12 protein-coding genes are annotated in these 13,440 nt (G+C 64.0%); 6 read left to right on the forward strand and 6 right to left on the reverse strand.

The features are described from left to right. Window position 1 precedes the first annotated feature (1 nt). Together hemW and BKX93_RS17685 are read left to right on the forward strand one after the other, a co-directional pair. Window positions 2-1,204 carry a radical SAM family heme chaperone HemW gene (gene hemW / locus BKX93_RS17680; RefSeq protein ID WP_070980768.1) on the forward strand — a complete coding sequence of 401 codons (1,203 nt, stop codon included), beginning with the start codon at window positions 2-4 and terminating at the stop codon, window positions 1,202-1,204. After that, window positions 1,204-1,584, forward strand: a complete 381-nt coding sequence (locus tag BKX93_RS17685) for a RidA family protein (protein WP_046155452.1) — start codon at window positions 1,204-1,206, stop codon at window positions 1,582-1,584. Before hemW ends, BKX93_RS17685 begins: the two co-directional genes overlap by 1 nt. A gap of 62 nt (window positions 1,585-1,646) precedes the next feature. On the opposite strand, the gene BKX93_RS17690 is transcribed toward BKX93_RS17685, so the two are convergent. Continuing rightward, window positions 1,647-3,404, reverse strand: coding sequence for a carboxypeptidase-like regulatory domain-containing protein (locus BKX93_RS17690; protein ID WP_070980769.1), 1,758 nt, complete (start codon window positions 3,402-3,404; stop codon window positions 1,647-1,649). 166 nt (window positions 3,405-3,570) lie between these two features. On the opposite strand from BKX93_RS17690, the gene BKX93_RS17695 reads away from it, so the two are divergent. The 4 genes from BKX93_RS17695 to recG all read left to right on the forward strand — a co-directional run bounded on the left by BKX93_RS17695 (window position 3,571) and on the right by recG (window position 7,723). Further along, window positions 3,571-4,035, forward strand: coding sequence for a DUF4124 domain-containing protein (locus BKX93_RS17695; protein ID WP_046166382.1), 465 nt, complete (start codon window positions 3,571-3,573; stop codon window positions 4,033-4,035). Continuing rightward, on the forward strand, window positions 4,035-4,871 hold the full coding sequence (locus BKX93_RS17700) for a PhzF family phenazine biosynthesis protein (protein ID WP_046166381.1): 837 nt from the start codon (window positions 4,035-4,037) through the stop codon (window positions 4,869-4,871). The genes BKX93_RS17695 and BKX93_RS17700 overlap by 1 nt, the downstream gene beginning before the upstream one ends. Before the next feature lie 98 nt (window positions 4,872-4,969). Next, a complete protein-coding gene (locus BKX93_RS17705) occupies window positions 4,970-5,401 on the forward strand; it encodes a DUF2147 domain-containing protein (protein ID WP_046155449.1) in 432 nt (143 codons plus the stop codon). A gap of 273 nt (window positions 5,402-5,674) precedes the next feature. Further along, the gene (gene recG / locus BKX93_RS17710; RefSeq protein ID WP_070980770.1) at window positions 5,675-7,723 is read left to right on the forward strand and encodes an ATP-dependent DNA helicase RecG; all 2,049 of its coding nucleotides are present in this window, start codon (window positions 5,675-5,677) and stop codon (window positions 7,721-7,723) included. A 196-nt stretch (window positions 7,724-7,919) separates the two neighbouring features. Here the strand turns inward: recG and BKX93_RS17715 are convergent, their stop codons facing one another. The 5 genes from BKX93_RS17715 to pstS all read right to left on the reverse strand — a co-directional run bounded on the left by BKX93_RS17715 (window position 7,920) and on the right by pstS (window position 13,404). Beyond that, window positions 7,920-9,374 carry an inorganic phosphate transporter gene (locus BKX93_RS17715; RefSeq protein WP_021476490.1) on the reverse strand — a complete coding sequence of 485 codons (1,455 nt, stop codon included), beginning with the start codon at window positions 9,372-9,374 and terminating at the stop codon, window positions 7,920-7,922. 244 nt (window positions 9,375-9,618) lie between these two features. Further along, window positions 9,619-10,392, reverse strand: a complete 774-nt coding sequence (gene pstB, locus BKX93_RS17720) for a phosphate ABC transporter ATP-binding protein PstB (RefSeq protein WP_186009439.1) — start codon at window positions 10,390-10,392, stop codon at window positions 9,619-9,621. 3 nt (window positions 10,393-10,395) lie between these two features. After that, a complete protein-coding gene (pstA, locus tag BKX93_RS17725; RefSeq protein WP_021476492.1) occupies window positions 10,396-11,286 on the reverse strand; it encodes a phosphate ABC transporter permease PstA in 891 nt (296 codons plus the stop codon). A 34-nt stretch (window positions 11,287-11,320) separates the two neighbouring features. Continuing rightward, the gene (gene pstC, locus BKX93_RS17730; protein ID WP_021476493.1) at window positions 11,321-12,283 is read right to left on the reverse strand and encodes a phosphate ABC transporter permease subunit PstC; all 963 of its coding nucleotides are present in this window, start codon (window positions 12,281-12,283) and stop codon (window positions 11,321-11,323) included. An 83-nt stretch (window positions 12,284-12,366) separates the two neighbouring features. Then, on the reverse strand, window positions 12,367-13,404 hold the full coding sequence (gene pstS / locus BKX93_RS17735; protein ID WP_021476494.1) for a phosphate ABC transporter substrate-binding protein PstS: 1,038 nt from the start codon (window positions 13,402-13,404) through the stop codon (window positions 12,367-12,369). Window positions 13,405-13,440: the final 36 nt, after the last annotated feature.

Genomic DNA, 13,440 nt, shown 5'->3' on the forward strand with positions numbered 1-13,440 from the left:
CGTGCAGGTGACAAAGATATCGCTTTCCGGGCTAGGCGGACAGGGCGGCCTGCGCGAGCTGCCGCCCCTGGCGCTGTACGTCCATTTCCCGTGGTGCATCCGCAAGTGCCCGTATTGCGACTTCAACTCGCATGAGCCGAAGAGCGGCTTCGACGAGATGGCCTATGTCGACGCGCTGCTGCGGGATCTGGAATTCAGCCTGCCTGAAGTATGGGGCCGGCCGCTGACCAGCATCTTCATGGGCGGCGGCACGCCCAGCCTGTTCAGCCCGCAGGCGATGGATGTCTTGCTGGCCGGCGTGCGCGCGCGCATGAAGCTGCATCCGGATGCTGAAATCACGATGGAGGCCAATCCCGGCACCTTCGAGATCGAGCGCTTCCGCGGCTACCGCGAGGCCGGCATCAATCGGCTGTCCATCGGCATCCAGAGTTTCGATCCCAGGCATTTGAAGGCGCTGGGCCGCATCCACGACGGCGACGAGGCCAAGCGCGCGGTCGAGATCGCGCTGACCTACTTCGACAACGTCAACCTGGACCTGATGTACGCGCTGCCGGGGCAAGCGCTGGATGAAGCGCTGTCCGACCTGAACACCGCGCTGTCCTACGGCATCACCCATCTGTCGGCCTACCATCTGACGATAGAACCGAATACGATGTTCGCGGCGCAAACGCCGAAGAACCTGCCGGACGACGAGGTGTCGGCCGACATGCAGGAAGCGATAGAGTCCTGCCTGGCAGCCGCCGGCTTCGATCACTACGAAACCTCGGCCTTCGCCAAGCCCGGCCGCCATAGCCGGCACAACCTCAACTACTGGCAGTTCGGCGACTACGTCGGCATCGGCGCCGGCGCCCACGGCAAGATCAGCAGCCACGCCGGCATCGTGCGCCAGATGCGGCACAAGCAGCCGGCGGCCTATCTGAAGGCGGTGGCGGACGGCAATCCGCTGCAAAGCCAGCAGAAGGTCGCCCGCGCCGATCTGCCGTTTGAATTCATGATGAATCTGCTGCGCCTGACCGGCGGCTTCGAGAGCCGCCTGTTCCAGGAACGCACCGGGCTGCCGCTGGCGCTGATCCGCCGCCAGCTGGACGAAGCCCAGGCGCAAGGCCTGCTGGACGGCGATGGCGCCATTCTGCGCCCGACGCTGAAAGGCCAGCGCTTCCTCAACGATTTGCTCACCCTGTTCCTCAAAGAAGGAGATGAATAATGGCTAAGGAAATTATCCACACCGACAAGGCTCCGGCCGCAATCGGCGCTTACTCGCAAGCCGTCAAGGCAGGCAACACCGTCTACCTGTCCGGCCAGATCCCGCTGGATCCGGCCACCATGGCCGTGGTGGAAGGCGGTTTCGCCGCCGAAACCCACCAGGTATTCAAGAACATGAAGGCCGTGTGCGAGGCCGCCGGCGGCAGCCTGGACCAGATCGTCAAGCTCAACGCCTACCTGACCGACCTGTCCAACTTCGCCACCTTCAACGAAATCATGGGCCAGTACTTCAGCCAGCCGTTCCCGGCCCGCGCCGCCGTCGGCGTGGCCAGCCTGCCCAAGGGCGTGCTGGTGGAAGCCGAAGCGGTGCTGGTGCTGTAAGCGCGCCGCGTCCGCGATGAAAAAAGCCCCGGGAAACCGGGGCTTTTTGTTGGACAAGGGATTCAGCGCAACTGATAGCGGGTGTAGAGGCCCCGGCCTTGTCTATCCAGGCTCCATATCGTGACGCGCAGGAAGTCGGGCGAGGTCAGCGTGGGACTCTTGTGGGCGTTGAGCGTCAGCGGATTGGCTAATGCGCCCGCGTTGTCTTCGATGCGTAGCGGCTGGCCTTTTTGACGCATGTCCAGCAACAGGCTGTTGAACCAGAGCTGCTGTGGCATTTGCCAGGCGAGTTTCAGATCGCTGGCGCCGTTGGCCTTGGTGAGCGCCTGCAGCGTGTCGCTTGTCAGAGCGGGAAAGGCCTGCTGAGCGATTTCGGCGGCGGTGAGCAGCGGCGCGCGCGGGCTGAAGTCCTTTCCGACCGGCTGGGTGAAGCGGTCATCGGAGTAAAAGCGCAATTTCAGAACGTTCCGGCTCAAGGCATCGTTGTAGGCGGCGGCGAAGCTGTCGGGGGTCAGGTAATTCACCGGGCAAGGATAGTCAGGATTCGCCGATGTCAGCTCCTGAGGTTCCAGTTGCGCGCACTCGGCATTTCCCTTCAGGGTAAGGATGGCTTTGCCGTCGGCCAGCAACTGGGCGCTGCGGGCGATAATTTGTGCGGCGGGACGGTCAGGCTGGATGTAGATCGGGTTGTCGTGCCGGGCATATTGGCTGAGCACCAGGTTCAGCAGGCTGACCTTGGTGCTGCCGTTGTCGGGGGCGCTGATGATCTGGCGGGCCCCGGCATCCATTTGCAAGGAGACGGGGCTGTCATTTCCCGCCAGCTTCCAGCCTTCTTTCTGCAAGCGGGCCTTCATGCGGAAATAACTGGGCGCCATGCCCGCCACGCGGACCGTCATCGAAATCTGGCAGAGCGCGGCGCTGTAACAGGTTTCCACCTTCGGCGGCGAGAAACGTCCGCCGACATAGGTTTCCCCGTATCCGGCGTCTTCCATTTCCCGGGCCAGATATTGCGCCGCGTTGTCGCCGTCAAACTGGAAATCGTCGCTGAGCAACGCCGCCAGGCGCTTGTCCAGGCCGTCCGCGCTGAGATAGGCGGCGTTCAATTGCGCCGCCAGCTCATCCAGCCGGCTCAGGTCCGGCAGGTCATCGGCCGGCAAGGGGTTCGGCTTTTGATCCCGGCTCACCATGGTTGCGGTCTGGGCGCGCTTGCTTTGCAGGCGTATGGTCCCCGCTAGGCTGCCGGCGGAAACCTCCACCATTTCCAGCAATTTGTCGTGTCCGGTCTTGTCGGCGGCGAAAGCCGTCCGCAGCAGATCGGCGCGGCTGTCCAGACCGACGGCCTGCATCAAGGGGGCCAGCGCGGTTTTCAGGCTGGCTTGGCTCTGGTTCAGCTTGGCGATGTCGAATTTGGCCGCGCAAACCGCGGCATTGAGGAAGCATTCGTTCGCCTCGGTGTTACTGCTCATCGACAGAATGGCGTCGGTCAGCGGCGTGATGTTGACGGTCCCCGTTTGCGTGGCGACCGAGTGGAGAGACACCGGCACGCCGCCGATCAGTCCGGTAGCTTCCAGCAGCGTCGGTGAGGCGAACTGGCTCAAGTCGGCGCTGTAACGGCCTTGCGCATCGGTCTGGACTGTAATCGAGTGGCCCTGGGCGTCTTTGATCGTGATCGAGCCATTGTCCAATGGGGAGCCGGAAGCCGCGGTGCCGTTGATCTGGCCGAGCGTCTGAGCATTGCCGCCGAATGTGGAGTGGCTGCCGTCGCCTCCGCAAGCGGTCAGCGCGAACGCGATGGCCAATGCGAGAACGGATTGTTTCATCACAGTATTCATCATGCGAGTTGTTTTAGTTTGGCGAAGCGTTGAGAAATAGTTAGGACGCAATAGTACATTGACATTTTGCTTGCGTCATTTATGTCCAGGCGAGCAGTGGCGGGACGACGGAGAGTTGGGCATGGTTCCGAGATTGAGACTCTGAGGCCGCGAGATGAAAAATCTTTTCCTGCTGGGTTTGTTGTTAGGCGCGGATCTGTGTTCAGCCGAAGTGTTCAAGTGCCGGAACGCCGATGGCAGCGTGGTCTATGGCCAGCAGCCATGCCCGGCGGGCAGCCAGACAGTGGAAATGGATAGGCATCCGTTCAGCGTGATAGAGCAGAACGATGGCGGCCAGACGGCGAAGCGCTATCGCGAGCAATTGCGGCAGTGGTCGGACCTGCGCGACAAAAGCCGGCAGGCAGATGCCAAGGCGGAGCTGCGCGAACGGAGCGCGCAGCGCAGGAAATGGCTGGCCGAGCGCGAGCATTGCCGCAGGCTGGACGCCAAGCGCGCGGCGCTGGACGCTAACCTGCGCCGCGGCCAGCCGCTGCAGGAGGCCGAGCGCGTGAAACTTCGTCTTGCCAAGGTGGAGGATCAAATGCAGGATCGCGCCTGCCACCTATACAAGGAGGATTGATGGGCGCTTACCGATTCCAGATCGTCAACGTGTTCGCCGAGCAACGCTTCGGCGGCAATCCGTTGGCGGTATTCACCGATGCCGCGGGTTTGTCGGATGACGACATGCAGCTGATCGCGCGGCAGTTCAATTTGTCGGAAACCGCGTTCCTGCTGCCCGGGGATGCCGATTGTGTCGCCAGCCTGCGTATTTTCACGCCTGGCAGCGAACTACTCTTCGGCGGCCACCCTACGTTGGGCTGCGCGGCGGTGCTGCATGCGCGCGGGGAGTTGGGAGATGATTTCACGCTGCGGACCCGCTCCGGCCTGATCCCGATCCGACATGTCGACGGCGTGTTTCGGCTGCGGGCGCTGCCTGCGTCGGTCCGGTCCGGCTGCAGCGCCGGCGAGGCCGCGGCGATGCTGGGTCTGGCCGAAGGAGATGTGCGGCATGCGCCGCAATGGGTGGATGCCGGCAGCGAACAGCTGTTGATCGGCCTCTCCAGCCGCGAGGCGGTGCTGCGCGCGAAGCCCGATCCCGCATTGTTCGCCAGGCATGCGGCGGGGTGTCCCGGCAACGGCGTAGCCTACGTCTGGCATCAGGATGGCGGCGTCGCCACCGTGCGCTTGTTCTTCGAACAGGATGGCGCGGTCCTGGAGGATCCCGGCACCGGCAGCGCCTGCGCCAACCTGGGCGGCTGGTGCGCGCTGAATGGTCTCGCGCCGCTGTCGTGGCGGGTGGAGCAGGGTGAGGCGATGGGGCGTTCCTGCGTGCTTTATCTGGATGTGGATGCGGCCGGCTCGATAGCCGTCGGCGGCAGGGTGAAGTTCTTGGGAGAGGGCGAGTTGCGCTGCTGATTCCGTCTCCCGGCTTGACTGGCCTGCCCGCTATTGGCATCCTAGAGCCGCTACTCCAAACTGTTGTTTCATAACAAACGAGACGAGGAAAAAACATCATGATCCGAATCGCCAAAGCCGCCTGCCTCGCGACCGCGCTGGGCCTGGTCAGCCAACTGGCGCTGGCCGGCAGCGCCGCCGGCCTGTGGAAGACCATTGACGACGAAACCAAGCAGGCCAAGGCCCTGGTGCAGATCAACGAAGCGCCCAACGGCGAACTGACCGGCAAGGTGATCAAGCTCTACCTGCACCCGGACGCGGTGTGCGACAAGTGCGACGGCGCCAACAAGGGCAAGTCGGTGAACGGCATGCAGATCCTGTGGGGCCTGAAGAAGAGCGGAGAGGAATGGTCGGACGGCCAGATCCTGGATCCGAAGTCCGGCAAGATCTACACCTCCGGCGCCAAGCTGATGGACGACGGCAAGAGACTGCGCGTGCGCGGCTACATCGGCCCGTTCTTCCGCACTCAGGTGTGGGAACGCCAGCAGTAAGCCGACGGACGCCAGGTCCATCGAAAGGCGGAAGCCGGCGCGAGCCGCTTCCGCTTTTTGCGTGTTGAAAACACGCCGCGAGCATAGCGAGGCTCCCTTGCAGGGCAAGGGCGGGGGGGGATTCGATGGTCAGGCGGCGGGCGTGCCCACTGATTTGGCGAGACCCGGCTAGGCCGGATCCTGCCGCATCGAATCCATATCTGACCTGCCGCCTGAATGGAAGCCGGCGCGAGCCGCTTCCGCCTTTCTCATTGTTGGGTACAATCGCTACTCATGAATTCCCCGATCGATCTCGCCAACCAGCCGCCGGCGGCGCCGGCCGCGCTGGTCAAGAAGCTGGAGAAGCTGGGCATACGCCGCCGCTTCGACCTGGTGCTGCACCTGCCGCTGCGCTACGAGGACGAAACCCATCTGTACCCGATCGCCGACGCGCCTTATGGCCAGCCGGCGCTGGTGGAGGGCACCGTCACCGCGCACGAGGTCAGCTACAAGCCGCGCAAGCAGCTCAGGGTGCAGATCGAGGACGGCAGCGGCACGCTGCTGCTGCGCTTCATCCACTTCTATCCCAGCCAGCTCAAGCAGTTCGCTGAGGGCAGCCGCGTGCGCGCGCTGGGCGAGATCCGCCGCGGCTTCGCCGGCGACGAGATGGTCCATCCCAAGACCCGCGAAGTGCGCGAGGGCGCGCCGCTGGCCGACAGCCTGACCCCGGTCTACCCGACGGTCAACGGTCTGACCCAGCCGGTGCTGCGCAAACTGGTGCACGCCGAGTTGAAATCGCAGCGTCTGGACGAGCTGCTGCCGGCGCCGTTGATGGAGCCGCTGGCCCTGCTGCCGTTCGCCGACGCCATCCGCCTGCTGCATCTGCCGCCGCCGGAGTGGTCGGCGCAGCAACTGGCCGATCCGCAATTGCCGGCCTGGCAGCGGCTGAAATTCGACGAGTTGCTGGCGCAGCAGCTGTCGATGCGCCTCGCCTACCGCGCGCGCCGGCTCGGGCAGGCGCCGCGCATCGCCGGCGACGGCAGCCTGAGTGGAAAACTGCTGGCCCATCTGCCGTTCCAGCTGACCGGCGCGCAGCGCAGGGTGCTGGACGAAATCCGCGCCGACATGCGGCAAGCGCACCCGATGCACCGGCTGCTGCAGGGCGATGTCGGCAGCGGCAAGACCATCGTCGCCGCGCTGGCGGCGCTGTCGGCGATCGAGGCCGGCTACCAGGTGGCGCTGATGGCGCCGACCGAAATCCTGGCCGAGCAGCATTACCTGAAACTGTCCGGCTGGCTGGCGCCGCTGGGCACCTGCGTGTCCTGGCTGTCCGGCAGTCTGCGCAAGAAAGCCAAGCAGCAGGCGCTGGACGAGATCGCTTCCGGCCAATGCCGGCTGGCGGTGGGCACCCATGCCTTGTTCCAGGACGACGTGGCCTTCCAGAAGCTGGGGCTGGCCATCGTCGACGAGCAGCACCGCTTCGGCGTCGGCCAGCGGCTGGCGCTGCAGGACAAGGGCGAGGAGCCCCATCAGTTGATGATGTCGGCCACGCCCATCCCGCGCACGCTGGCGATGAGCTTCTACGCCGACCTGGACGTATCGGCGATAGACGAGCTGCCGCCGGGCCGCACCCCCATCGTCACCAAGCTGATCGGCAGTCCGCGCCGCGCCGAGGTGGTGCAGTTCGTCGAGAAGACTTGCGCCGAGGGCAATCAGGCCTACTGGGTGTGCCCGCTGATCGAGGAATCCGAGGCGCTGCAACTGCAGACGGCGGTGGATTGCCATCAGCAGCTGCTGCAGGACTTGCCGGGCCGCCGCATCGGCCTGGTGCATGGCCGGATGAAGGCGGCGGAGAAGGCCGAGGCGATGGCGGCGTTCGGGGCGGGCCAGCTGGACGTGCTGGTGGCGACGACGGTGATCGAGGTCGGCGTCGACGTGCCCAATGCCAGCCTGATGGTGATCGAGCACGCCGAGCGCATGGGCCTCGCGCAATTGCACCAGCTGCGCGGCCGGGTAGGGCGGGGCAGCGCCAGGAGCGTGTGCGTGCTGTTGTTCGAGAACCCCTTGTCTGATCTGGCCAAAGCGCGGCTGAAGGTGATCTACGAGAATACCGACGGTTTCGAGATCGCCCGCCAGGATCTGCAGATCCGCGGTCCCGGCGAGTTTCTGGGCGCGCGGCAAAGCGGCTTGCCGATGCTGCGCTTCGCCGACCTGGAGCAGGATCAGGCGCTGCTGGAGGCGGCGCGCGATCTGGCGCCGGTCTTGCTGGAGCGCTGGCCGCGGGAGGCCGAGGCGCATCTGGAGCGCTGGCTGGCCGGCCGCGAGCAATTCCTCAAGGCATAAAAAAATCCGCCGCGATTGGGGGAAATCGCGGCGGCGAGGGAGGATTGCTGCAAACAAAAGAAACCATTAATGAAGCAGGCGTATATTAGCAATCAATGAATTTTTCGTTCAAGCGCGGACAGCCGCTCCGTTGACCTGGATCAAGCATGAAAAAAGCCGCTCATCGAGCGGCTTTTGCGTTTGGGCGCGGTTCGGGTCAGAACCACTGCGCCGCCAGGTAGTACAGGCCGGCGGCCAGGCCCATCGAGGCAGGCAGCGTGAACAGCCAGGCCAGCGCGATCGAGCGCACGGTGCTCATCTGCAGGCCGGCCTTGTCGGCGATCATGGTGCCGGCCACGCCGCTGGACAGCACGTGGGTGGTGGACACCGGGAAGCCGAACCAGCTGGCCAGGCCGATGGACACGGCGGCGGTGGTCTGCGCGGCCACGCCCTGGGCGTAGGTCATGTCCTTCTTGCCGATGCCTTCGCCCACGGTCTTCACCACGCGGCGCCAGCCTATCATGGTGCCGATGCCCAGCGCCAAGGCCACGGCCACGATCACCCAGGTGGGCGCGTATTCTGTGGTGGTGGTCAGATCCTTGCGCAGATTGCTCAGCAGCTGCTTGTCGTCTGAGGACAGCTTGGGCAGATCGGCTGCCTTCTTGGCGGCGTCGTCCAGGCACAAGAGCTGGGTGCGCACGTCCCAGCGTTGAGAGGCGCTGAGGGTATGGTAGTCGTTGCCGTCGCCCATCAGCTTCAGCAGCTGGTCGGCGGTGGCCACCGTCTGCTGCGGGTGGCACTCGTACTGGCTGGTGCTGGTGGACTTGACGATGATCTTGGACAGATCGGCCTCGTGGCGCTGGTAGAACTGCTGCAGATGCTGAGCCGCGTCGCGGGTGCGCTCCAACTGGTACGGGGTGCTGTCCAGGTTCAGCACGAACTTGGCCGGCACGATGCCGATCAGCACCAGCATCACCAGGCCGACGCCCTTCTGGCCGTCGTTGGAGCCGTGGGCGAAGCTGACGCCCATCGCCGACACGATCAACATGAAGCGGGTCCAGAACGGCGGATGCTTGCGGCCCTCCACCTGCTGGCGCTGGTACGGGGTTTTGTGGACGTTGCTGCGAGGACGGAAGCGCCGCAACAGGATGACGATCAGGCCCGCCATCACCGCGCCGGCGATCGGCGACACCAATAGCGAGGCGCCGACGTCGATCGCCTTGCCCCAGTTGATGCCGTGCGACAGCGAGGTGTTGTTGATGAAGCTGTTGGCCACGCCCACGCCCAGAATGGCGCCGATCAGCGTGTGGCTGCTGGACGCCGGCAGGCCCAGATACCAGGTGCCGAGGTTCCACAGGATGGCGGCGGCGAGCAGGGCGAACACCATCGCCATGCCGCGGCTGGTGTTCACCGAGATCAGCAGGTCCACCGGCAGCAGGTGCACGATGGCGTAGGCGACGGCCAGGCCGCCGCTCATCACGCCGAGGAAGTTGCAGACGCCGGAATAGAACACGGCCAGGCGCGGCTTCATCGACTGGGTGTAGATGACGGTGGCGACGGCGTTGGCGGTATCGTGAAAACCGTTGATGAACTCAAAGGCGAGCACGAAGCCCAGAGAAAGCATCAAAGTGATGGCTACATGGGTATCGAGCCCGGAAAACAGGTCCAGCATGGCGTGTCAGCGTTTATCGTAAAGGCGGGATTGTTGTGTTCCGCGCCATGGCCGTCAAGTCTTTATAAAAAAAAAATAAAGCGTGTGGTTTTGCCTGCGAAAACGGCAAAATCTTCTTGACAGCGCTGGGTTGCAAGACGGCTAAGTCCATGATTTTGCAAAATGGCGTCATCATTATTGCTTGGCCGGACGGCATGAAAAACGGCTGGCGGAATGGGGCCTCCAGCCGTCTCTGGGGATGGGATCAGCCGAATTTGCCGGTGATGTAGTCCTCGGTCGCCTTCTTCTGCGGCGTGGTGAAGATGGTGTCGGTATGGCCGAACTCCACCATCTCGCCCAGATACATGTAGGCGGTGTAATCGGACACCCGCGCCGCCTGCTGCATATTGTGCGTCACGATGGCGATGGTGTAGTCCTCTTTCAGTTCGTGGATCAGCTCTTCGATGTGGGCGGTGGAGATCGGGTCCAGCGCCGAGGTCGGCTCGTCCAACAGCAGCACTTCCGGCTTGGAGGCCACCGCGCGGGCGATGCACAGCCGCTGCTGCTGGCCGCCGGACAGCGAATTGCCGGACTGCTTGAGCTTGTCCTTCACCTCGTCCCACAGCGCGGCCTTGCGCAGCGCCCATTCGACGCGGTCTTCCATCTCGCCCTTGGACAGCTTCTCGTACAGCTTCACGCCGAAGGTGATGTTGTCGTAGATCGACATCGGGAACGGCGTCGGCTTCTGGAACACCATGCCCACTTTGGCGCGCAGCAGGTTGACGTCGACGTCGCGCGCCAGGATGTTCTGGCCGTCCAGCATGATCTCGCCCTCGGCGCGCAGGCCGGGGTAGAGCTCGTACATGCGGTTGAAGGTGCGCAGCAGCGTGGATTTGCCGCAGCCGGACGGGCCGATGAAGGCGGTCACCTTGCGCGGCGCGATCTCCAGCTGAATGCCTTTCAGCGCGTGGAAGTTGCCATAGAAGAAGTTCAGGTCGCGGACCTCGAGCTTGGAGGCGGTGCTGGTCATGGTTGTCATGCCTTAATTCGATTGATTCTTGCGGCCGCCCATCCAGCGGGCGACGATGTTCAGGGCGAGGACGCTGAAAGTGATCAGCAGCGAGCCGGCCCAGGCCAGCGTGTGCCAGTCCTCGTAGGGGCTCATCGCGAACTGGAAGATCACGATCGGCAGGTTGGCCATCGGCTGGTTCATATTGCTGTTGAAGAACTGGTTGTTCAACGCGGTGAACAGCAGCGGCGCGGTTTCGCCGGAAATCCGGGCCACCGCCAGCAGGATGCCGGTCAGCACGCCGGCTTGGGCCGCGCGCAGCGTCACGGTCAGCGTCACCTTCCATTGCGGCGCGCCGAGCGCGGCGGCGGCTTCGCGCAGGCTGTTCGGCACCAGGCGCAGCATGTTCTCGGTGGTGCGCACCACCACCGGGATCACCAGGATGGCCAGGGCGAAGGAGCCGGCCCAGCCGGAGAAGTGGCCGACCGACACCACGTACACCTCGTACACGAACAGGCCGATCACGATGGACGGCGCCGACAGCAGGATGTCGTTGATGAAGCGGGTGATGGGCGCCAGCCAGCCGCGCTGGCCGAATTCGGCCAAGTAGATGCCGGCCAGGATGCCGATCGGCGTGCCGAACAGCGTGCCGAAGGCGGTCATCACCAGGCTGCCGTATATGGCGTTGGCCAGGCCGCCGGCGGAACCCGGCGGCGGCGTGCTTTCGGTGAACACCTGCCAGCTGATGCCGGACAGGCCGTGCTGCAGCAGCGTGATCAGGATCCAGAACAGCCAGAACAGGCCGAAAACCATGGTCAGCATCGACGCGGCCATGGTCAGCCGGTTGACCAGCCGGCGCCGGCGGTAAGTGAGGCTATCCTGCTTCAGGCCGGATGCGGGGGCGGTGCGCAAGGCGTCGTTCATTGTCGCTTGGCTCATCGTTTTGACGTCTTTCATGTCAGGAAGGCTTGCCTTCCTGCTTCTTCAGGCGCAGCAGCAGCAGTTTGGAGCAGGACAGCACCACGAAGGTGATGAAGAACAGGATCAGGCCCAGTTCGATCAGCGAGCCCATGTACAGGTCGCCGTTGGCTTCGGCGAATTCATTGGCCAGCGACGAGGCGATGGAGTTGCCCGGCTCGAACAGGCTGGTGGAAAAGCGGGTGGAGTTGCCGATCACGAAAGTGACCGCCATGGTTTCGCCCAGCGCGCGTCCCAGGCCCAGCATGATGCCGCCGACGACGCCGGTCTTGGTGTAGGGCAGCACCACGTAGCGCACCACCTCCCAGGTGGTGGAGCCCAGGCCGTAGGCCGACTCCTTCAGCATGGTGGGCACCACTTCGAACACGTCGCGCATCACCGAGGCGATGAATGGAATCACCATGATGGCTAGGATCAGGCCGGCGGAGAACAGGCCGATGCCCATCGGCGCCCCCTGGAACAGGAAGCCCAGCAGAGGCAGCTCGCCCAGATTGTCGATCAGCCATGGCTGGATGTGGTCGGCGAAGAACGGGGCGAACACGAACAGGCCCCACATGCCGTAGATGATGGACGGAATGCCGGCCAGCAACTCGACGGCGATGCCCAGCGGGCGCTTGAGCCAGGTCGGGCACAGCTCGGTCAGGAACAGCGCGATGCCGAAGCTGACCGGCACGCCGATCAGCAAGGCGATGAAGGACGTGGCCAGGGTGCCGAAGATGGGCACGACGGCGCCGAATTTTTCCTGCACCGGATCCCAGTCGGTATTGAACAGGAAGCTCCAGCCGAAGCCCTTGATGCTGGGCATGGCGCCGACCAGCAGCGAAAGGAGGATGCCCAGCAGCAGCGCCAGCACCAGGAAGGCGAAACAGCGGGTGGTCACCCGGAAGATTTTGTCCAGCAGCTGCTGGCGTCCCAGTTGCTGCTCATAGCTCAGTTTTTGCATGCGCCGATTCTTGATGGTTCAGACACAAGGCCGGAGAGAGCGAACTCCCCCCGGCCTGGGTGCGACAGTATAAGCGTCGCCTGTCAGTTCCAGACAGCCTTGCCGCTGCCGTCGGTGATTTGTTTCCAGCTGGTGCGGATCACGCCCTTCACGCTATCGGGCATCGGGATGTAATCCAGTTCCTGCGCGGTTTTGTCGCCGTTCTTGTATGCCCAGTCGAAGTACTTCAGCACTTCGGTGGCCTGCGCCGGCTTGTCCTGCTTCTTGTGCATCAGGATGAAGGTGGCGCCGGCGATCGGCCAGCTCTGCTTGCCCGGCTGGTTGGTCAGCAGCAGGTAGAAGCCCGGCGCTTTCTTCCAATCGGCGTTGGCGGCTGCGGCCTTGAACGAGGCCTCATCCGGCTTGACGAAGGCGCCGGACTGGTTCTGCAGCAGGCCGTAGGCCAGCTTGTTCTGCTTGGCGTAGGCGTATTCGACGTAGCCGATGGCACCCTTGATGCGCGACACGTAGTTGGCCACGCCCTCGTTGCCCTTGCCGCCCACCGAGCTGCCCTTCCAGCTGACGGCGGTGTTGGAGCCGACGTCCTTCGCCCATTCCGGCGATACCTTGGACAGATAGTTGGTGAAGATGAAGGTGGTGCCGGAGCCGTCGGAGCGGCGGACGACCGAGATGCGCTGGTCGGGCAGCTTGACGCCCGGGTTCAGCTTGGCGATGGCCGGATCGTTCCACTTGCCTACCTTGCCCAGGTAGATGTCGGCCAAGAGCGCGCCGGTGAATTTGATCTGGCCGGCGGCGACGCCCGGGATGTTGTACACCGGCACCACGCCGCCCATCACGGTCGGGAACTGAGTCAGTCCGGACTTTTCCAGCTCTTCCGGCTTCAGCGGCATGTCGGACGCGCCGAAATCCACGGTCTTGGACTGGATCTGCTTGATGCCGCCGCCGGAGCCGATGGACTGGTAGTTCATGTTGTTGCCGGTGCTGCCCTTGTAGGTCGCCGCCCACTTGGCGTACAGCGGGTAGGGGAAGGTCGCGCCGGCGCCGGTGATGTCAGCCGCGTAGACCGAGCCTGCGATCAGCGTGGAGCCGAGGACTGCGGCCAGACGAACAGACTGTTTCATTGCTTAACTCCCGAACGAAAGGATGGGACTGCGTTT

Source organism: Chromobacterium vaccinii (assembly GCF_001855275.1).
Classification (GTDB): domain Bacteria; phylum Pseudomonadota; class Gammaproteobacteria; order Burkholderiales; family Chromobacteriaceae; genus Chromobacterium; species Chromobacterium vaccinii.